Genomic DNA, 20,212 nt, shown 5'->3' with positions numbered 1-20,212 from the left:
CAGAAAGACTCCATGGCCTCTCGCAAGAGCCGAACCTCGAAGAAGTCCGCCGCCCCCCGCCGCGCCGTGAAGAAGGCCCCGGCCCGGGCGGCGAAGAAGAAGTCCTCCTCCCGGAAGACCGCGTCCGCCGTCGCCACGACGAGCCGGGAGCTGGTGTTCCCCACGCTGCACGAGAGCACCACGTCCAGCGGCCTGAAGGTCATCGCCGCCGAGCGTGGACCGCTGCCGCTGGTGTCCATGCGGCTGGTGATTCGCGCCGGCAGCTCCACGGACCCCGAGGGCAAGCACGGCATCGCGGACTTCGCGGGCCAGCTGCTGCGCCGGGGCACGCGGAGGCTGAACGCGCAGGCCATCGACGAGGCCGTGGAGTTCGTCGGCGCCAGCCTGGGCGTGGGCGTGGGCGAGGACACGCTGTCCGTCGCCATCACCACCCCGGCCGAGCACTTCGCGCAGATGCTGGGCGTCATGGGCCAGCTGGTGATGGAGCCCACGTTCCCGGAGTCCGAGGTCGCCGATGCGCGCGAGCGCGCGCTGGCCCAGTTCGCGAATGATTTGGACGAGCCGTCCGTCATCGCCGACCGCGCCCTGGTGCGTGCGCTCTGGGGCAAGCACCCCTACGGACACAACGTGAGCGGCTCGGTGAAGACGGTGAGCACCTTCACCCGGGACGACGTGGTGCGCTTCCACCAGGAGCGGCTGGGGCCCAAGGTCGCCATGCTGGTCGTGGTCGGCGCGGTGGACCCGGGCCGGGTGGCCGCGGCGGCCGAGGAGGCCTTCGCCGGTTGGACGGGCGGGCCGGACAAGGCGCCCGTCATTCCTCCGCTGGAGAAGGTGGCCAAGGCGGGGCGGGTCATCGTGGTGGACAAGCCGGACCAGACGCAGTCGCAGGTGCGCATGGGCGGCCCGGGCTACCGCACGGGGCACGAGGACTACTTCCCGGCGGCGGTGATGAACACCGCGCTGGGCGGCGGCTTCACGTCGCGCCTGATGAACGAGGTCCGCGTCAACCGGGGCCTCACGTATGGCATCGGCTGCTGGTTCGACGCGATGCACGCGGCCGGCATCTTCGCGCTGTCCACCTTCACGAAGACGGAGTCGACGCGGGAGATCATCGACGTGTCGCTCGGGGAGATCGCCAAGGTGCGCGACTCCGGCCTCAAGCCGACCGAGCTGCGCGACGCGCAGGCGTACATGGGCGGGCTGTATCCGCTGCGCACGGAGACGAACGAGTCCATCGCGAGCGCCATCTCCGACATCCGGTTGAACGGGTTGGGGGATGACTGGGTGTTGCGCTTCCGAGACAGGCTCAAGGCGGTGACGCCGCGGCAGGTGGCGGCGGTGGCGAAGAAGTACTGCTTCGCGGAGCCGCCCACGATTGTCGTGCTGGGCAACGCGGCCGCGGTGAAGAAGCAGCTGAAGGGCCTGGGGCCCATCACCGTCGTGCCGGCGTCGGAGTACGAGTGACCGAGCCTCGCATCCTCTTCGAAGGGGGAGGGGTGCTGGTGGTGGACAAGCCGCCCGGGGTGCCCGTCATCCCCGGGCGGGACGGCGGGCCCTCGCTGCGCGATGCCTTGGAGTCGCAGCGCGGGCGGAAGATCTTCGTGGTGCACCGGCTGGATCGGGACACGTCGGGGGCGCTCGTGTTCGCGCTCGACGCGGCCGTGCACCGCGCGCTGTCCATCGCGTTCGAGTCCGGCAAGGTGCGCAAGCGCTACCTCGCGCTGGTGGAGGGCCGCATCGACGCGCCGTCGCTCGTCGATGTGCCGCTCATCGCCGCGCGAAAGGGCCGCATGCGGGTGGCGAGGCCGGGCGAGGCGGAGGCGAAGCCGTCACGCACGCGGGTGCGTCCGGTGGAGAGCTTCGACAAGGCCACGCTCGTGGAGGCCGAGCCGCTCACGGGCCGCACGCACCAGATTCGCGTGCACCTGCTGTCGCTGGGACATCCGCTGCTGATGGACCACCAGTACGGCCGCGACACGGCGTTGACGGAGAAGGACCTGGGAGGGCAGGGCGACGGCGTGGTCCTCGAGCGCACGCCCCTGCATGCCGCGCGGGTCGAGTGGCCCGCGCTGCCAGGCGTAGAGGCTCGCGGAGTGGATGCGCCGCTGCCGGAGGACATGGTGCGCGCGCGTGACCTGCTCCGGCGCACGCTGGGTTGAGCGGGTGGCGCCGAGGTGGGCGTCACTGCCGGAGGATGCGCGCGCCTGCGCCGGTGAAGCCGTGTGAGGTGCCTGCGCCGCTGCTGGCGACATGGCGCACGCATGCTGCTTCGGCCCGCGCCCTGTCGAGCCGAACGGGCTACTTCACCTTGAAGGCGTTGGACGACGCCTGCACGCCGAAGCGGTCCGTCACGGTCAGCACCACGTTGGCGCCCTGCGCGTCGATGGCGATGTTCTGCACGCAGATGCCCCCGACGAACTTGTCCAGTGAGGTGGGGTTCACGTTGCCGTTGTTCTTGCTGATGGACAGGTCGACCTTGTCCGTGAAGTCCGCGGCGCGCGGGCCCACGGCGCGGACCGTGATGGTGAAGGGCTGGCCGATGTCCTGGTCCGAGATGGGCTCGAACGCGTAGCCGGTGATGTCTCCCTCGCCCATCGGTCGGGTCGGATCCTGCCCCGCGTCGGGCTCCGGGCCTCCATCCGCGACGTAGACGCCTCCGTCGGGGATGCCATCGGGCCCCGCGTCCGGCGTTCCCGCGTCCTGATTCCAGAGCGTGAATCCCTGGGGGCTCGTGGTCTCACGCCCATCGTCCAGCGCCACGCGCACGTCATAGGCCGCGGCGCCGAGGTTCGCGGGGAGGTCCACCGCGAAGAGGCTCTGCGCGTTCAGCGCGATCACCCTGGCCTCCTGATCTCCGATCCACACCCGCGTGCGGCCTTGGAGCTGCGCCTCTCCCTCGGCGTAGTCCAGGCGGACGGGGAACGCCGCATCGATCTCCAGGAGGATGGGGTCGGTGCGGCCGACGGTGTCCGAGGCGGGCCTGACGGAGACGATGCGTGGCGCGGGGAGCGACGTGCTCGAGCCACAGGCGGACAACACCAGCATCGCCAGGAGCACGAGCGCGCGGGTCATGGCTCGAACCTCATCCCCAGCAGCACCGAAACACCGCCGAGCTGGGCGTCCAACCACGGCGTGCTCGCCGGAGCCCACGCACCGCGCAGCTCTCCCAACGCGCTCCAGCGCCCGAATCGGTACGCGCCCTGGATGGCCAGCAACCCCATGCCGGAAAGCTTGCTCTCTTTCACCTCCGCCGGGAAGTCGGTCTGGAGTCGGTGACGGAAAGGCGCCACTCCTCCTCCTGCTCGGCCGTACAGGGACAGCGCCGCGCCGCGCAACAACTCGACGCGCGCCGACACGAGCACCGGCACCGCGAACACCTGCGAGCGCACCGCGCCGAGCGCGCCCACCGTGCCCCGGAAGGACGCGGCCCGCACGCCCACCTCCAGCTCCCCCGCCAATCGTCGCTCCCACCAGGGCGTGGTGAACGCCACCCCCAGCGCACCGAAGGGACCCGAGTTGTCGCCCCGCGCGAACACGCCCCCCGCGAGCACCTGGACCGCCGGGCGCCACGGTGCATCGCCCACGAGGGCAGGGGGCGGTTTGGCCGCGGGAGGCTTCGTCACGACGACGACGCGGAAGACCTCCGCGTGCGCGCGCACGTCGTCTCCAGCGCCGTCGGCCTGGACGACGGCCGTCACCGAGGCCGCGTCCTCCTCCGGCGTCACCCGGAAGCGGGCGATGTCACCGACCTCGATGGGCTCGGCCCGTCCCCCATCGACGTGCAATTTCAACCGCGCCACATCCAGCGGCCCCTCGCCCGCCACGAGCAACCACCCGCCCCGGGCAGGCAGCGGTGCGGGCGTGAGGGCCGCGACATGGGGACTCACCCTCGGGACATCCAACGGCGCGGAGGCATCCGTGCGCAGCTCCCCGCGCGTGGCGAGCACCCGCGCCGAAGCGACCCCCGGAGGCACCTCGAGAGGGACACGCGCCTTGCCCTTCCCATCCGCCTGGACGGGACCGAAGTGCGTCTCACCCACGAGCACCGTGACGGAGGCCCCTGGCGAGGTCGCCACGTCGAGCGTCGTCTGCCCCAGCAGGGCGAGCCGCAGCACGGTGACCTCGGGCGGGCCGTCGGCGGCCTCCACCCAGAACAGGAACACCGCCACCAGCGGATGCCGGACGGGCGGCGGCGTCCACTGGAACGTCCGCACCGCGCCGTGCGCCAGGCGCTCCTCGGCGAAGTGTCCGGAGGAGGCGGCCACCCGCAGCCCCCCCGTCTCCGGAGGCACGCGGACCTTGAGGGACACCGTCTTGTCCCTCCCGAGGACGACCCGGGTGGGGGAGGCGAGCACCTCCAACCCGGGCCCTCCCGAAACCGGGACCGCCATGGCCGACGACGCGGCCACGGCGAAGACTAGAAAAGCCAGGAAGGGCGGTAAGCGGGTGCGCACGAGCGATTCCGCCGAACTTCGCCCTCCAGGCTCTTTCCGGTCAACCCTCGCTGACGGGGGCGTCCTCGGCGGGGGTGTCCAGCGCGGCGGCCTGCGGCTTGTCCGCGGGGCCGGTGGCCTGCCGGACGGGCGGGCTGAAGGCGGGCTTCTCGGTGGGAGCGCCGCCCCGACCGTGCACCAGCGTCTTGGTGTCGGTGCGGAAGGTGATGTCGAACTTGTCGCCCCGCACGGCCGTCACGAAGCCCACGCCGAACGTCGGGTGCTGGAGGACCTGATCCACCGCGTAGGTGTCCTTCGGGCTGTAGCGGGGCGCGTTGGCCACGTCCTTGCCCGCCAGCTGCTCCTCGAAGGAGATGATGATCTTCTCCGCCTTGGTGGTGCCGCTGGACGACGCCCGGCTCGCGCGCGGGGTGCTGCTGCTGGTGGAGGTGGGGCGGTCCGTGGTGCCAGGAGCCCCGCGGTAGGCGTGGTCCCCGTTGCACGTGTTGCAGCGCACCCGAGCAATCTTCGTCCCCACCATCGCCAGGATGGTGTGCGCGAGGGTGAGCTTGCAGCGGGTACAGTACGCGTCCACCTCGCCGCCGACCTTTTGAGTTGCCATGTTCGTCTGAGTTCTCGGCCCGGCGCGCCTGTGACGGGGAGCCGGGCATGAAGGAAAGGGGCGCGGAACATAAACGCAACGCTTCGAAGTGAGGTAGTCCCTTCGTCGTCCGCTCGCACGGGAACACTTCGCTTGTGCCCCCCTTCGCACCACGTAAGAGTAGGCGCCTGAACGCATGACCACGCAGACCCCCAGCAAGCCGGCTCGCGAGCCCGGGATGCTCACCCAGACGGTGAGCAGCTTCGGCAAGGGCCTCATCGACGTCGTCAGCTCCATTGGTGGCGTGGTGACGCTGGCCTTCGACGTGGCCCGGTGGAGCGTCCGACCTCCCTACCGGCTCCACAACCTGTTCGCCCAGCTGGACTTCGTGGGGGTGGGCTCCATCTTCATCGTCGGGCTGACCGGCCTCTTCACGGGCATGGTGTTCGCCCTGCAGACCTCCGAGGCCTTCCGCATGTTCGACGCGGAGAGCCTGGTGGGCCCCACGGTGGCGCTGACGCTGACGCGGGAGCTGGCGGCGGTGTTCTCCGCGCTGATGGTCACCATGCGGGCGGGCTCGGCCATGTGCACGGAGCTGGGTACCATGCGCGTCACCGAGCAGGTGGACGCCCTGGAGACCATGGCCGTCAACCCGGTGCAGTACCTGCTGGTCCCCCGGGTGCTGGCGGGCCTGTTCATGGTCCCCATGCTGACCATGCTGTTCAACACCACGGGCATGTCCGGCGCCTACTTCGTCGCGGTGGGCGGGCTGGGCATCTCCCCGGGCACGTTCCTCACGCGCACCCAGGCTTGGCTGGAGCCGGCGGACGTCTACGAGGGCGTCATCAAGGGCGCGGTCTTCGGCCTCTCCGTGGCGCTCATCTGCTGCTACAAGGGCTTCAACGCCTCGGGCGGCGCCAAGGGCGTCGGTCAGGCGACGACGGAGGCGATGGTGGCCAGCGCGCTGTCCATCTTCATCCTCGATTTCCTCGTGGGCATCGTGATGCACTGATGGCTGCCTCCGGTCCTCCTCCGCGTCCCGAAGCCGGCGCGTCCACGAAGCCGATGATTCAAATCGTGGACCTGCAGAAGACGTTCGGTGAGAACAAGGTGCTCACCGGCATCAACCTCTCCGTGCCCCAGGGCAGCACGTGCGTCATCCTCGGGGGCTCCGGCTCCGGGAAGACGGTGCTGATGAAGCACATGATCGGCCTGCTCCGCCCGGACAGCGGCCAGGTCAACATCGATGGGGAGGACATCGTCCCCATGGGCGTCGAGGACCTGCAGCGGGTGCGCAACAAGTTCGGCATGGTGTTCCAGGCCGCGGCCCTGTTCGACTCGATGACGGTGTTCGAGAACGTGGCCTTCCCGCTGCGCGAGCACACGAAGCTGTCGGAGGACGAGCTGTACGCCAAGGTCCGCGCCAAGCTGGACCTGATGGACCTGAAGCGGGAGGTGGAGTCGAAGTTCCCCTCGGACCTGTCGGGCGGCATGCGCAAGCGCGTGGGCCTGGCGCGGGCGGTGGTGCTGGACCCGAAGATCGTCCTCTACGACGAGCCGACCACCGGCCTGGACCCCATCACCACGGACTCCGTGGACGAGATGATCCTCGCGGCTCAAAAGGGGCTGGGGGTCACCAGCGTGGTCATCAGCCACGACATCTCCTCGGCCTTCAACGTGGCGGACCAGATCGCCTTCCTGTCCAAGGGCGTCATCGTGGAGAACGGCACCCCGGAGCAGCTGCGCATGTCCCAGCACCCCGCGGTGAAGGTGTTCCTGGAGACGTGGTTCGGGAAGAATTGACAGGGTCTGCGCCCGCCGGGTCCGGTTTCAGGAAAATGTGGCACTCCGGATGCAAAACGTTAGAGTCGCGCCCGGCCGGTAGCCCTCGGAGTCACATCAGGTGAAGAAGCTCGTTACGCCTTTCCGTGTTGGCCTGCTGGTCATCGCCGCGGGGGCCTTTTTCGTCGGCTTCGTGCTGTTCGCGCGCGAGGGCGGCCTGAGCGACAGTGACTCCACGCGTGTCTGGGCCTACTTCCGGGATGCCTCCGGCCTGGCGGTGCGCGGGCGGGTGCAGATCGCCGGCATCCGGGTGGGAGAGATCGACGACATCGTCCTGGAGGGCACGCGGGCGCGGGTGTTCCTGAAGATCCGCAACGACGTGGACCTGCGCGAGGACGCGGTCCTCACCAAGCGCTCGGAGTCGCTCCTGGGCGACTACCTGCTGGACCTGAACCCGGGCACGGAGAACGCCCCCAAGCTGGAGACGAACGGGCAGATCCGCCGCGTCATCGACAGCCAGGGCATGGAGGCCATCTTCGAGTCGCTGTCGCAGATCACCTCCGACATCCAGCAGGTGACGGGCGCGCTGCGAGAGGTGCTCGGCGGCGAGCGCGGGGCGGGCTCGCTCCAGCGCATCGTCGAGAACCTGGTGCGGCTGTCGGACTCGGTGGACGCCACCGTGCGCCGCAACGCGGACCGCCTGGACGTCATCCTGGCCAACTTCGAGGGCGTGTCGTCCGACGTGCGGACCATCACCCAGAGCAACCAGGCCGACGTGGGCCGCATCGTCGACAACATCGAGTTCATCACCCGCGACGTGCGCGAGGTGCTCGCCAGCGTCAAGAACATCGTCGGCAGCGGGGAAGGGGACTTCAAGGAGAGCGTCGCCAGCCTCAAGCAGACGCTCACCAAGCTGGACAACTCCCTGGGCAACCTGGAGGAGATCACCCGCAAGGTGAAGGACGGCGAGAGCACCGCCGGCATGCTGCTCACCGACGAGAGCGTGGGCCGCGAGGTGCGCGAGACGGTGCGCGACGTGTCCAGCCTGGTCTCCCGCCTCACGGAGCTGCAGACGGAGGTGGGCATCCAGAGCACCTACCTGGCCGCGCAGGGTCGCTCGAAGAACATGCTGTCCCTGCGCCTCATCCCCCGGCCGGACAAGTACTACCTGCTGGAGATCGTCGACGACCCGCGCGGCACCGTCACCACCCAGGTGGTGCAGACCAACCCGCCGTCGGAAGGCGACCCGGTCATCCAGACGCAGAAGGTGACCAAGGAGAGCCTGAAGATCAGCGCGCAGTTCGCCAAGCGCTGGTACTTCACCACCCTGCGGGTGGGCCTCATCGAGTCCACCGGCGGCGTGGGCGCGGACCTGCACCTGTTCGACGACGCGCTGACCCTGAAGATGGACGCGTTCAACTTCGCCGCGGACGAGCTGCGCTACCCCCGGCTGCGCGCCACGCTGCGGGCCCAGGCCTTCGACCACCTGTTCGTCGTCGCGGGCATGGACGACATGCTCAACGCGCAGCAGCGCGACGTCGTCACCCAGCGGCTCATCGCCGGCCGCGACTTCTTCGTGGGCGGCGGCCTGTTCTTCACCGACGACGACCTCAAGGCCATCATCACGGCCACCGGCATCCCCTCGCCCTGAGCGTCGCCGGAGCGCGGCGAGCTTGACGCCGGCCGTGAAACCGCGTACCCGGCACGGGCACGGGGTCCTGGTAGGAAGCCGTGCTTTCTCGGCCATTTCCAGGAAGCTCGCATGTCCCTGCTCGTCGTCGGCTCCGTCGCATTGGACTCGGTGGAAACCCCCTTCGGACAGAAGGAGGACGTCCTCGGCGGGTCCGCCACGTTCTTCTCCACGTCGGCGTCGTTCTTCTCCCCCGTGCGCGTCGTCGCCGTGGTGGGGGAGGACTTCCCCGAGGCCCATGTCAGCTTCCTGAAGGGCCGGGGCATCGACCTGGAGGGCCTCACCCGCGAGTCCGGCCGCACGTTCCGCTGGAAGGGCCGCTACGGCTACGAGCTGAACGAGGCGAAGACGCTCGACACCCAGCTCAACGTCTTCCAGGCGTTCTCGCCGGACCTGCCCGCGTCCTACCGCGACACGCCCTACGTCTTCCTGGGCAACATCCACCCGGAGCTTCAGGCACGCGTGGTGGACCAGGTCCGCAACCCCAAGCTGGTGGCCGCGGACACCATGAACTTCTGGATCCAGGGCAGCCGCGACGCGCTGCTCAAGACGCTCCAGCGGGTCAACCTGCTCTTCGTGAACGACGCGGAGGCGCGGCAGCTGGCCGGCGAGCACAACGTGGTGAAGGCCGCCCGCGCCATCCTCGGCATGGGGCCCCAGCGCGTGGTGGTCAAGCGCGGTGAGTACGGCGCGCTCCTCTTCGAGAAGGACCACATCTTCGCCTGCCCGGCCTTCCCCCTGGCCGAGGTCTTCGACCCCACGGGCGCCGGAGACACCTTCGCGGGTGGCTTCATGGGCACCGTGGCCACCGCGGCGTCCGGGGTGGACTCGGCCGTCCTGCGCCGCGCCATGGTCATGGGCAGCGTCATGGCCTCCTTCACCGTGGAGAAGTTCAGCCTGGAGCGCCTGCGCGAGGTGACGCGCCCGGAGATCCACGCCCGCTTCGCGGAATTCAAGAAGCTGACCCACTTCGAGGACCTGGGGCCGCTGGAGCGCTGAGTGCCGGGCGGGCAGGGTGGGGTCCGGCCCCACCCATGAACTTGACGGTGGATTCAGGCCGTCCCTAGGCTTTCCTCCTTTTGGGTGCTCGGGGAAGGAAGAGGGTTGAGCGATAACCGAAAGTCCGCGCGGGTGCCGACCTTGCTTCGTTGTTGGTGCGAGACCGACAATGTCACCCTGTACGCGCGCATCACCAACCTGAGCGAGGGCGGCCTGTTCCTGCGGACGAGCACGCCGCTGAAGCGAGGGGCGAAGGCGGTGCTCCGGCTGACCCCGGGGGATGATCCCGAGGTGCAGACCGCGGCCACGGTGGTATGGCTGCGGGAGGAGGAGGACCGGGCCTATCCGCCGGGGATGGGGTTGCGGTTCGAGTCGCTGGACGCGGAAACCCTGGGGCGGCTCCGGCGGATTATCTCTCAGCAGCAGAAGAACCCCGTGAAGGCGGTCTGGGCCGGCTGAGCGCCGGGCTCCCACCAGCCGAGGCATCCATGCGCATCGCCGTCATCTCCGACATCCACTCCAACATCGAGGCGCTCACCGAGGTGCTGCGGGTCTGCGAGCAGCAGAAGGTGGACCGCATCGTCTCCCTGGGTGACATCGTCGGGTACGGCGCGTCGCCGAATCCCTGCTGTGAGCTGGTGCGCTCGGTGGCGGAGGTGACGCTCTTGGGCAACCACGACGCCGCGGTGGCGGGGCGGATGGACTACTCGTACTACTACGACGCCGCCCGGCACGCGCTGGACTGGTCCGCCAACGTCCTCACGGACGAGAACATGGCGTGGCTGCGCAGCCTGCCGTACACGTACCGCATCGGCGAGGTCGGCTTCTGCCACGGCTCGCCCATCGACCCGAAGGCGTACGAGTACATCTTCGCGCTCGAGCAGGCGCGGGAGCTGACGCCGTACGTGGAGGAGCTGCCCGAGGTGACGTTCATCGGGCACAGTCACCTGTGCCGCGCGTTCGCCATCGGCAATGGCGAGGTGAACGACGTGGTGGCCCAGAAGTTCGGTATCCGCCGGGGCTACAAGTACATCATCTCCGTGGGCAGCGTGGGCCAGCCGCGCGACTACGACAACCGGGCCTGCTTCGTCATCTGCGACACGGACGCTCGCACGGTGGAGTACCTGCGGGTGGAGTACGACATCGAGACGGCGGCGCAGAAGATCTTCGACGCGGACCTGGCGCTCAACTTCGGCAAGCGACTGTTCCTCGGGGTTTGACGCGCCGCCTTCGGAAAACTGTGCACGGGCCGGGGGACATGAAATAAACCGGGTCCGTGCGCCCCCAGGTCCTCCGAGTGTCCCTCCGGCCCTTCGCGGCCCTGCTGTCCTCCCTGTTGCTGCTGCTGTCGGCCTGCCGCCGCGAGCCGCAACCGTCGTCGCCGGAGTACCAGCAGGCCACGCGCCAGTTCCGCGAGCTGTACGCGCAGAAGCTGGATGAGGCCTACCTGGACCCGAAGATGGGCCCCATCGAGGCGCAGCTCCAGCGCGTGCCGCAGGACAGCCTGGATGCCCCTTCCGCGCAGGAGCTGCTCCAGCGCATCCAGCGCGAGCGCACCCGCATGCAGTCGGAGCTCGCCGCGCGCCAGAAGGCCGTGGCCAGCGCCCGCGAGATTCCGCCCGGCGCGCCCTCCACCACGCTCGCGCCCCCGCCGCCTCCTCCTCGCGCCGAGCCCGTGGACGCGGGGCCTCCGGACGCGGGCCCCATCAACGGTCCCCAGGTCGGTTCTCCGGCGAGCGAGCTGGTGGCCGGCTTCCGCGGCTGCTTCAAGCGCGGCACGCCCATCGACGTGGAGGGGCGGGGCATCCGGGACGCGTGGGAGATGACCGACAGCACGGCCTGCCGCCTGGAGTACCCGGGCCACGTGGGCACGGTGCTGCTGACCGAACAAGGCCGGGTCCTGATGTTGTTGCCCAAGAGCTCCGTGACGACGGTGACGCGGACACTGGATGCCGGGACCGTGCCCCCCGCGGCGACGGACGCCGGCCGTTAATCAAAGACGCCCCATGAACGACCAGACCTTCATGAAGTTGATGCGCCTGTTGCCCAAGTCGGCCCTGTCGACGGTGGTGGGCATGGCCACTCGAGCCCCGCTGCCCGCGCCGGTGCACCAGGCGGCCATGCGCGCGTTCGCCCGCTCCTACAACGTGGACATGGCGGAGGCCGAGCACCCCATCGAGCACTACCCGACGTTCGCCCAGTTCTTCACGCGCGGCCTGAAGACGGGCCTGCGCCCCATCGACGCGGACGCGAAGTCCGTGGTGTCGCCGGTGGACGGGCGCGTGTCGCAGGTGGGCTACTCCGACCTGGGCCGGTGCCTGCAGGCCAAGGGCATCGAGTACACGGTGGACGAGCTGTTGGGTGACGCGGAGGCGGCGAAGCCGTTCCACGGTGGCGCCTGGACGACCATCTACCTGTCGCCCAGGGACTATCACCGCATCCACTCGCCGCTGGCGGGCACCATCACCGGCTACGCGTACATCCCCGGTGAGTTCTGGCCGGTGAACCCGGCGTCGGTGCTCAACAAGCAGTCCCTGTTCTGCGTCAACGAGCGGCTGGTGACGTACCTGGAGACGGCCGCGGGCAAGTGCGCCGTGGTGAAGGTGGGCGCCACCTGCGTGTCGCGCATCAAGGCGGCGTACGACGACGTCACCACGCACACGGGCCAGCCGGGCAAGGTGCACCGGTATCAAGAGGGCTACAAGGTGGAGAAGGGCGGCGAACTGGGCCGCTTCGAGATGGGCTCCACCGTCATCCTGCTGTTCGAGCCGGGCCGCGTGAAGTGGGACCCGGTGCTGCAGGAGGACGCGGTGCTGCGGCTGGGGCAGCGCATCGGAGTGGTGCCGTGAGCCAGACGCTCGCCGCCGTCAAGGGCATGAATGATCTCCTGCCAGGGGAGATTGAAATCTGGCAGCACGTGGAGGGGCTGGCCCGGGAGCTGTTCGGGCGCTTCGGCTACGGGGAGATCCGCACGCCCATGGTGGAGGACACCGCGCTCTTCGTGCGCAGCGTGGGCGAGGAGACGGACATCGTCGGCAAGGAGATGTACACCTTCGACGACAAGGGTGGCCGCAGCCTGTCCTTGCGTCCCGAGGGCACGGCGCCCGCGGCGCGCGCGTACATCGAGCACTCCATCCTGAACCAGGAGCCGCTGACGCGCTGGTTCTACACGGGGCCGATGTTCCGGTACGAGCGGATGAAGACGGGCCGCTACCGGCAGTTCTATCAAGTCGGCGCGGAGGCCTACGGCTCGAAGGAGCCGGCCCAGGACGTCGAGGTGATGGACATGGTGGCCCAGTTCCTCCAGGCGCTGGGGCTCCAGGACATCGCGCTCAACCTCAACTCGCTCGGCGACGAGGCCTGTCGGCCCGCGTACCACGCGAAGCTGGTGGAGTACCTCAAGGCGCACATCGACGAGCTGTGCGGCGACTGTCACCGCCGCATGGAGACGAACCCGCTGCGCGTGCTCGACTGCAAGAACCCCAAGTGCCAGGAGGTCGCCGGCAAGGGGCCCAACGTGCTCGAGTTCCTGTGCGAGCCGTGCAAGGCGCACTTCGACGACGTGCAGCGCAAGCTGACGGCGCTGGACATCAAGTACGTCGTCAACCCGCGCATGGTGCGCGGCCTGGACTACTACACGCGCACCGTCTTCGAGTTCATCGCCTCGCACCCGGCGCTCGGCACCGCGAGCACGGTGGGCGGCGGTGGTCGCTATGACAAGCTGGTGAAGAGCCTGGGCGGGCCGGACGTGCCCGCCGTGGGCTTCGCGTGTGGTCTGGACCGGCTGGTGCTGCTCTTGAAGGAGGGCACCCGGAAGTTCGGCGTGTCGCCGGACCTGTTCATCGCGGTGGCGGATCCGGGCTCGCAGGACACGGCCTTCACCCTGGCCAGCAAGCTGCGGCGCGAGGGCCTGCGCGTCGACTTCGACACCCGGGGCGGCAGCCTCAAGAGCCAGATGAAGCGCTCCGACAAGAGCGGGGCCCGCTTCACGCTGGTGCTCGGTGAGCAGGAGCGCACCTCGGGAGAGGCGAAGCTCAAGCGGATGGCGGATGGCTCGCTGATCCCCGTGAGCCTGAGCGGCCTCGCCGCCGCGGTGCGTGAGCATTCGGCGACCGAGGTGGTGCAGCGCATCATCAAGACCTGATGTGTCAGTCAGGGAATTTGTTGAATCCCTGATATTTCGCTGAATCCCGGAGGTGGTCTGTAACCTCCGGGAAATTCAGGGAGAACTCCGGGCGACTCAGTCGCGTGACCTTGGCCGGTGCGGTAGACTTCCGCCGTCAATGTCGAGTGAGTCCCCCAGCTCCGCTCCGTCCCAGGCCTTGCGCTGGATTCCCGTTCGGGGAGACAGCATGTGGCCGTCGTTGCGGGATGGAGACGTGGCGGGTGTCGAGCCGCTGTCTCGCGAGCCCCGCCCTGGTGAGGTCGTGCTGGCGCGGTTCGACGATGCGCTGGTGCTCCATCGGGTGTGCGCGGTGCGCGAGGGCGTGCTGTCGCTGCGCGGTGACAACGCGGCGGGAGAGGACCCTCCCATCGCCGCGTCGCGGATCCTCGGGTGCGTGGCGCGCGTGCGCAGGAGGGGCGTGGAGCTGGACTCGGCGTGGGATGGTGGGCCGTCGCGCCTGGGACGGCTGCGCGCGTTGGTGCGCGGGCGGGTGGCGCGGTGGCTGGGGCGGCGCTCATGAGCGGCGACTTCGGAGGGGACAGTCATCCCCGGCGTCGCTCGGGAGCGGAGGGGCAGCGCTTCGGCGCGGACTTCCTGCTGCTGGACGCGGAGGGCCGCACGCTGCGGGGCCTCAACGCGACGGCGGTGCGAATCTGGGAGCTCAGCGACGGGACGCGCTCGGCGCGCTCGGTGGCCGAGGTGGTGGCCCGTGAGTTCTCCATGGACGTGGGCGCGGTGCTCGCGGACACGTTGCGATTTCTGACGGAACTGGCCCGCTTGGGCCTCATCGAAGAGCTTCAGGAGGTGCGGTGATGCGAGCGCGCATTGCGGGCTTCTCGGCGGCGGCGCTGCTGCTGGCGGCCTGTACGGAGGGCGGCGTGGCGCCCAAGGTGTCGGAGTGGACGGACGCGCCTTCCCGGGAGGTGCCGCCGGTGTCCCCGACGGACGTGTTGGGCGAGGAGGACGTGGCGGCCCGGCCTCCCGCGGCGGAGGTTCCCGTCGTCGGCGAGCCGATGCCCGCGCCCCTGACGGGGCACGCCGAGGTGGTGGAGTCCGGCTCGCGAGGCCTGTCCGACGTGTCCCAGGTGGACGTGGACCTGACGCTCACGGGCGTGCGCGGCAAGGGCACGGTGGAGGTGGAGTTCGTGTCGCCCGCCGGCCACCCGTATGAGCGGCGGACGAGCGTGGTGGTGGCGAAGCCGGACATGACGCGGACCTTGCGCTTCTCGCTGCCCGTGGCCGGGACGACGGTGGCCACCTCCGCCATGATCGGCACCTGGCAGGTGCGCTTCCTCTTCGACGGGGCGCCGCTGACCACGGCCGCCTTCACCCTGGAGCCGTGACGTGAGCCCCGCCCCCCTGAAGTCCGTCAACGCCCGCCTCGCCGCGCTCGTCGCCGCGCTCGTGCTGCCCTCGGCCGCGCTGGCGCAGAGCACCACGCGCGCCGCCGTCTTCACCACGCTCCCTGGACCCGGGGAGACGGTGGCCACCGTGGTGATGGACGAGGTGTCCGAGCTGCGCGTCCGGGTGCGCAACAACACGCGCGCCAACTCGCCGCAGTTCCGTCCCATCAACCAGGTCAACTTCGTGCTGCCCACGGGCTACACGCTGTTGGAGAGCCCCGCGCCCGCCGGATGGGTCGCCACCCACAACGTGGCGACGCGCAGCGTCCGCTACAACCTCCCGGTGAACTGCGCGGGCGCGGATGCCGGGCTGATGTTCGACGAGTCCGCGACGTTCACGCTGCGGATGATCCCGAACATCAGCGCGACGAACGCCGTCGGCCAGCAGTTCACGACACAGCTCTCCGCGCACGAGGCCTGCGGCAACCTGTCGTTCGGCACCAATCGCACGCAGGATGAGGCCGAGTGGCAGCGCGTGAGCCTGGCGACGCGCGTGGACATCTCCCCGCGCGCCGTGGGCGTGGGGGACGACATCACCGCGCGGCTGGTCGTCGAGAACCGCTCCTCCACCGCGAACCAGACCAACATCACGGCCGAGGGTCCGAGCACGGGCGCCGGTGGCGTGACGTTCCAGGTCGTCGAGGTGCAGCCCGCCAACTTCGCGGTGACCATCCCCCAGCGTGGCGCGGGCATCCTCTCCGCCCGGGCCACGACGCAGACGGGGGGAACCATGGTGGCCAGCGTGCGGGGACGCAACGGCTCGGCCTCCGTCACGTCGAACGTCGCGGACACCCCCATGGTGAACGTGGCGCCGCTGGCCGCCGCGGGCGACGTGGACAACACCCAGGCCTTCACGGGCGAGACGGTCAAGGTGCGCCTGAGCGTCACCAACACGTCCCCCACGAACGCGTATCTGAACGTGACGCCTCGGGCGCCCGTGCTGGTCGGCTCGGCGCAGGTTGCGCTCGCGTCGGGGCCCAGTCCGGCCAACGTGGCGCGGCTGGCGCCGGGAGCGTCCGCGCACTTCATCTGGAGCTACACCGTCACCGGCGCGGAGCTCTCGACCTATGCGTTCGATGTCCAGGCGGATGCGACGCTGAATGGCGCCACCGTCTCGACGCCGGTGGTGCGCTCGGCCGAGGGCCGCGTCGTCGCGCACCGGGTGAAGGTCAGCCCGTCGGTGCTGGTGCCGGGGCAGGGCAATCAGACGGTGACGTACACGGTGCAGAACCGCGGCACGGTGCCGCTCGATGAGGTCAAGCTGCTCCGGCCGCCGGTGAACTTCTTCGGCATCACCGGCAACCCGCCCGCGCCCACCGGATGGATGTCCTATTACGACACGGCGACGGCGAGCTACACGTGGCTGGCGAACACCAACGCGGTGCGCATCATGCCCAACCAGGAGCGCACCTTCACGGTGACGTACGCCTCCGTGGCCAACGTCAACGCGCCCACCGTGTTCCGACACCGCGTGCACCTCCCTCTGGCCTACGCGTCGGATGCTGCTGCCCGCATCGAGACGCCGCTGGTGCTCGCCACGGGCCTGGCGCCGGAGGTCGAGCGCCTCACCGCGGTGGCTCGCGATGCCAGCGTGACGGTGACGTGGGACAACCCCTCGGTGCACAACGGGGTGCTCATCCTCCGCTCCGCCGGTGCCGCGCCGAACGCGGCGCCCGTCGCGGGCCAGACGTACGCGGCCGGTGCGACGCTGGGCAACGCCACCGTCGTCCTGTCGGAGTCGTTCAGCTCGGCGACATCCTTCGAGGACACGGGCGTCGTCAACGGCACGACGTACTACTACCGCGTCTACAACACGGATGACGTGGGGTTGTACTCGGCGGGCAATCGTCCCACGGCCTCGGTGGCGCTGATGGCCACGCCTCGGGCGCGCGTGGGCTCGGCGCCGCTGTGGTGCTACTCGGTGGGCCTGGACGCGCGGCTGCAGCCCATCACCGAGCTGGGCGTGGGCATCTTCAGCTCCTTCAATGACTCGGTGGTCGCCAACCTGACGAACGTCACCCACCCCTCCGCGGATGGCGCGGAGCGCTGGCGTCCGCTGCCGCTGTCGGGGCTCATCGGCAGCCGCTTCCCGGTGGTGCCGCTCAATGGCCTGCCGGGCCAGTACATCCTCACGGCGGACCAGAGTGGCGTGGCGTATGCGCTCAACGCGACCACGGGCACGGTGCTGTGGCGCTGGAACAACAACGGCGCGCCCATCGGCACCATCCAGTCGTTCCCGGTGACGCAGCTCCACGACTACGCGAACGCGGCGTACAAGGCCGCGCGTCCGAACACGGACCTGGTGTTCTTCGCGACGCGGCTGGCGAACGCCGCGCAGAACCGCGTGGTGGCGCTCAATGCGCGCACGGGTGCGCCCGTCTTCACTTACCAGCCCGGGGACCTGGGCATGGTGAGCGGCGGCATGGTGGTCGACTACACCACCAACCGGCTGTTCATCGGCGCGAAGGCGAACGGGTCCGCGGCCACGTTCCGTGTGCTCAACACGCTCAACGGCGCCGAGGTGGGGCGCCTGTCACTGGGGGATCTGGAGCACAGCCTGGTACGCAACGGCGTGGCGAATCAGATCTTCGCGACGAACAGCGACGGCGTGGTGCACGCCGTCGACGGCAACACGATGCAGGCCGTGTGGAGCGTGAACGTGGGGACCCGGCCCTCGCCGAGCACGCCCGCCTTCACCAGCTTCGTGCGCCCGCTCGGCGGCGGCTTCGTGGCGAGCCTGGCCAGTGGCGCCGTGGAGTTCTGGGACTACTCGGCGCCCGGCGCGACGGCGCCCACGCGTGTGTGGACCACGCCCATCGCGAACCCGTCCGGTACGTTCACCCTCAACCAGGCCGGCGTGGTCCGCATCTACGCGGGCAGCTCCGATGGCAACGTGCACCAGCTCGAGATGATCGGCGGCGTGGACTCCGGCCAGGTCGCCATCGGTGGTACGCAGCTCATCGGCACGCCGACCATCGACACCACTGTCTCCCGACTGCACGTCGGCTCTCAGGACGGCCGCATCTGCGCCTTCCCGGTACCGTTCCCGTGAACCCTCCCTCGACCCCCTCGGCCCCGCAGTCCCCGGCGGTGGAGACGTCTCCGTCGTCCGTTGTCACGCCTCGCTACGAGGCGCCCGCCATCCTGTGGGAGCAGCCCTTCGTCGCGCTCGCGGCGATGTCGCAGTGCAACATCCCTGGCGAGTCGGAGTGCACGCCCTGAGCTCGTCGGGAGCCGGCCCGTCCGGTCCCCGTCGCTCGGGCCGCCTCGATGATTCGCAGGAGACGTCCGGCCCCTGGCTCACGCTGGCGGGCTGGACGGTGGGGCTTCATGTGCCGGAAGCCCGCGTCCAGGAGCTGCTCCGGCGCTCGCTCGCGGGCTTCATCGTCGACGCGCCTCCGGCGGGTGCTCGCGTCTCACGGTTGGAGGTGCGTCCGCCCGAGGTGCCGCGCGCGGAGCCGGCGACGCGAGCGCTTCCCCGTCCCTGGCGCGCGGAGGATGGCGCGCTCGTCCTCGAGGGGGAGGACTACTCGGCGCGCATCGAGGCGGGTGGTGCGCGGGGCGCGGTGGTCGGCGCGGGGCGCTTCCCGGTGGAGGTGGTCCTTCGCGTGATGCTGGCGGCGGAGCTGGCGCGGCGCGGTGGGATGTTGGTGCATGGCGTGGCGCTCGTGCATGACGGGGCCGCGGCGCTGTTCACGGGGCACTCGGGCGCTGGCAAGAGCACGCTGGGCGGACTGTGGATGGGGGCGGGGGAGTCACTGCTCTCGGACGAGCTGGTCGCGATATGGCCGGAGGCACCGGGCCTGTGGCGGGCCTCGGGGACGCCGTGGAACGTGGGCTTCCCTCGGGAGGCGCGACTGGGGGCGGTGGGGACGCTGGCGTGGGATTCGAGCTCGCGCTGGGAGCGTCAGGGTGGGGGAGAGACGGGGCGGATGCTGGTGCACAATGTGCTGTTGCCCGAGGCGTCCCCAGCGGGCAGGGCCGCGATGCTGGCGTCCGCGGGTCGACTGTTGTCCGAGGTGGAGTCGGCGCGGTTGGTGTTCTCTCGGGATGAGTCCGCCGTCACGGTGGTGAGGGCTGCGTTGGGAGCGTCGCGACATGGGTGAGGGGCCGGTGTTGACGGTGGTCGCGGGGCCGACGGCCTCCGGGAAGACGGCGCTGGGCATCGAGCTGGCGCGTCGCCTGGGCGGAGAGATCGTCAGCGCGGACTCGCAGCAGGTGTATCGGCACTTCGACATCGGTACCGCGAAGCCGTCCGTGGAGGAGCTCGCGGCGGTGCCGCACCACCTGCTGTCCGTGGTGGACCCGCTGGAGACGTTCTCGGCCGCCGAGTACCAGCGTCGCGCGGACGCGGCCATCGCGGACATCGCCGGCCGCGGTCGGCCTGTCATCGTCGTGGGCGGGACGGGGCTCTACCTGCGCATCCTGCTGCACGGCGTGGTGGAGGCTCCAGGCGCGCTCCCCGCGCTGCGCGCCGAGATGGAGGCGGTCGCGGCCGAGCAGGGACGTGAGGCCGTCCACCGTCGACTGGCCGCCGTGGATCCCGAGACGGCCGCGAAGCTGCCGATCCAGGACCTGGTGCGTGTCGTCAGGGCGCTGGAGATCCACGCGCAGACGGGCGTGCCCGCCTCGGAGTTCCGCAAGGCCCATGCGTTCCTCCCGGACCGCTATCCCTTCCGCCTCTTCGTCCTGGAGCCGGCTCGCGAGGACCTGTACGCGCGCATCAACGCGCGCACCGAGGCCATGTTCGCCGCGGGCCTCGTGGACGAGACACGCGCGTTGATGGAGCGGGGGTTCGCGGACGCGGCCCCCATGCGCAGCGTGGGCTACGTGCAGGCGCGCGCGGTGGTGGACGGACGCATGAGCCTCTCGGAGGCCATCCAGGACACGGCGCAGGAGACACGCCGGTACGCCAAGCGTCAGCTCACCTGGTTCCGCAAGGAGGCGGGCGCCGTCTTCGTCCAGCCTCCGTACGCCGCGCTCCGCGAGCACTCACCGCAATCCCCCGGGTGAGGCCTTGGTGCCTCGCCCCCCGTGGGTGAGGCCTGCCCCCGAGGGAGGGGCGAGGAGGGGAGGGACCGGGAAGGCGCGACGTTGTCCCCGCGACGCGAGGCACCCATGTTCGCCGCTGAATCCTTT

General features: G+C 70.0%; 21 protein-coding genes. 18 read left to right on the top strand and 3 right to left on the bottom strand.

The genetic code is table 11. The features are described 5' to 3' along the window. Positions 1-12: 12 nt before the first annotated feature. Both K8625_RS17525 and K8625_RS17520 read left to right on the top strand, forming a co-directional pair. A complete protein-coding gene (locus tag K8625_RS17525) occupies positions 13-1,464 on the top strand; it encodes a pitrilysin family protein (RefSeq protein WP_223783336.1) in 1,452 nt (483 codons plus the stop codon). Continuing rightward, positions 1,461-2,159, top strand: coding sequence for an RluA family pseudouridine synthase (locus tag K8625_RS17520; RefSeq protein ID WP_223783335.1), 699 nt, complete (start codon positions 1,461-1,463; stop codon positions 2,157-2,159). Before K8625_RS17525 ends, K8625_RS17520 begins: the two co-directional genes overlap by 4 nt. A gap of 139 nt (positions 2,160-2,298) precedes the next feature. Here the strand turns inward: K8625_RS17520 and K8625_RS17515 are convergent, their stop codons facing one another. The 3 genes from K8625_RS17515 to K8625_RS17505 are packed head-to-tail and all read right to left on the bottom strand — an operon-like array spanning position 2,299 to position 5,055. Beyond that, positions 2,299-3,072: a hypothetical protein gene (locus K8625_RS17515; RefSeq protein ID WP_223783334.1), complete on the bottom strand. Its 774-nt coding sequence runs from the start codon at positions 3,070-3,072 to the stop codon at positions 2,299-2,301. Further along, complete coding sequence (locus tag K8625_RS17510; RefSeq protein WP_223783333.1) at positions 3,069-4,454, bottom strand: hypothetical protein; 1,386 nt, start codon at positions 4,452-4,454, stop codon at positions 3,069-3,071. Before K8625_RS17510 ends, K8625_RS17515 begins: the two co-directional genes overlap by 4 nt. Positions 4,455-4,494: 40 nt before the next feature. Further along, the gene (locus K8625_RS17505; RefSeq protein WP_223749025.1) at positions 4,495-5,055 is read right to left on the bottom strand and encodes a hypothetical protein; all 561 of its coding nucleotides are present in this window, start codon (positions 5,053-5,055) and stop codon (positions 4,495-4,497) included. A gap of 175 nt (positions 5,056-5,230) precedes the next feature. On the opposite strand from K8625_RS17505, the gene K8625_RS17500 reads away from it, so the two are divergent. The 16 genes from K8625_RS17500 (at position 5,231) to miaA (ending at position 20,086) form a co-directional block, all read left to right on the top strand. Continuing rightward, positions 5,231-6,046, top strand: coding sequence for an ABC transporter permease (locus tag K8625_RS17500; protein ID WP_223749024.1), 816 nt, complete (start codon positions 5,231-5,233; stop codon positions 6,044-6,046). Beyond that, positions 6,046-6,837 (top strand): ABC transporter ATP-binding protein, encoded by a 792-nt coding sequence (locus K8625_RS17495; RefSeq protein ID WP_370640380.1) that lies wholly within the window; start codon positions 6,046-6,048, stop codon positions 6,835-6,837. The genes K8625_RS17500 and K8625_RS17495 overlap by 1 nt, the downstream gene beginning before the upstream one ends. A gap of 100 nt (positions 6,838-6,937) precedes the next feature. Beyond that, positions 6,938-8,467 (top strand): MlaD family protein, encoded by a 1,530-nt coding sequence (locus K8625_RS17490; protein WP_046713871.1) that lies wholly within the window; start codon positions 6,938-6,940, stop codon positions 8,465-8,467. 111 nt (positions 8,468-8,578) lie between these two features. Then, positions 8,579-9,505: a PfkB family carbohydrate kinase gene (locus K8625_RS17485; RefSeq protein WP_223749023.1), complete on the top strand. Its 927-nt coding sequence runs from the start codon at positions 8,579-8,581 to the stop codon at positions 9,503-9,505. 105 nt (positions 9,506-9,610) lie between these two features. Beyond that, positions 9,611-9,964 carry a TIGR02266 family protein gene (locus tag K8625_RS17480; protein WP_223749022.1) on the top strand — a complete coding sequence of 118 codons (354 nt, stop codon included), beginning with the start codon at positions 9,611-9,613 and terminating at the stop codon, positions 9,962-9,964. Between the two features lie 29 nt (positions 9,965-9,993). Beyond that, complete coding sequence (locus tag K8625_RS17475) at positions 9,994-10,725, top strand: metallophosphoesterase (protein WP_141330841.1); 732 nt, start codon at positions 9,994-9,996, stop codon at positions 10,723-10,725. A gap of 77 nt (positions 10,726-10,802) precedes the next feature. Further along, entirely contained in the window at positions 10,803-11,498 is a 696-nt protein-coding gene (locus K8625_RS17470) for a hypothetical protein (protein WP_223783332.1), read from the top strand. A 13-nt stretch (positions 11,499-11,511) separates the two neighbouring features. Continuing rightward, the gene (asd, locus tag K8625_RS17465) at positions 11,512-12,354 is read left to right on the top strand and encodes an archaetidylserine decarboxylase (RefSeq protein WP_141330837.1); all 843 of its coding nucleotides are present in this window, start codon (positions 11,512-11,514) and stop codon (positions 12,352-12,354) included. A gap of 26 nt (positions 12,355-12,380) precedes the next feature. After that, a complete protein-coding gene (gene hisS, locus K8625_RS17460; RefSeq protein ID WP_223783377.1) occupies positions 12,381-13,649 on the top strand; it encodes a histidine--tRNA ligase in 1,269 nt (422 codons plus the stop codon). Positions 13,650-13,788: 139 nt separating this feature from the next. Further along, on the top strand, positions 13,789-14,190 hold the full coding sequence (locus tag K8625_RS17455; RefSeq protein WP_223783331.1) for a S24/S26 family peptidase: 402 nt from the start codon (positions 13,789-13,791) through the stop codon (positions 14,188-14,190). Continuing rightward, entirely contained in the window at positions 14,187-14,483 is a 297-nt protein-coding gene (locus K8625_RS17450) for a PqqD family protein (protein WP_223749019.1), read from the top strand. Before K8625_RS17455 ends, K8625_RS17450 begins: the two co-directional genes overlap by 4 nt. Continuing rightward, on the top strand, positions 14,483-15,013 hold the full coding sequence (locus K8625_RS17445; RefSeq protein ID WP_223783330.1) for a hypothetical protein: 531 nt from the start codon (positions 14,483-14,485) through the stop codon (positions 15,011-15,013). The genes K8625_RS17450 and K8625_RS17445 overlap by 1 nt, the downstream gene beginning before the upstream one ends. A 1-nt stretch (position 15,014) precedes the next feature. Continuing rightward, positions 15,015-18,125, top strand: a complete 3,111-nt coding sequence (locus K8625_RS17440) for a PQQ-binding-like beta-propeller repeat protein (RefSeq protein WP_223783329.1) — start codon at positions 15,015-15,017, stop codon at positions 18,123-18,125. After that, positions 18,122-18,295, top strand: a complete 174-nt coding sequence (locus K8625_RS17435) for a hypothetical protein (protein ID WP_223749016.1) — start codon at positions 18,122-18,124, stop codon at positions 18,293-18,295. Before K8625_RS17440 ends, K8625_RS17435 begins: the two co-directional genes overlap by 4 nt. After that, positions 18,283-19,179, top strand: a complete 897-nt coding sequence (locus K8625_RS17430) for a hypothetical protein (RefSeq protein WP_223783328.1) — start codon at positions 18,283-18,285, stop codon at positions 19,177-19,179. Before K8625_RS17435 ends, K8625_RS17430 begins: the two co-directional genes overlap by 13 nt. Beyond that, positions 19,172-20,086, top strand: a complete 915-nt coding sequence (gene miaA / locus K8625_RS17425) for a tRNA (adenosine(37)-N6)-dimethylallyltransferase MiaA (protein WP_223783327.1) — start codon at positions 19,172-19,174, stop codon at positions 20,084-20,086. The genes K8625_RS17430 and miaA overlap by 8 nt, the downstream gene beginning before the upstream one ends. The last annotated feature ends 126 nt before the right edge of the window (positions 20,087-20,212 follow it).

This window comes from Myxococcus sp. AS-1-15 (assembly GCF_020037055.1).
GTDB classification, from domain to species: Bacteria; Myxococcota; Myxococcia; order Myxococcales; family Myxococcaceae; genus Myxococcus; species Myxococcus fulvus.
The sequence above is the reverse complement of the archived record's forward strand: the minus strand, read 5'-3'. Positions and strand labels throughout refer to the sequence as shown.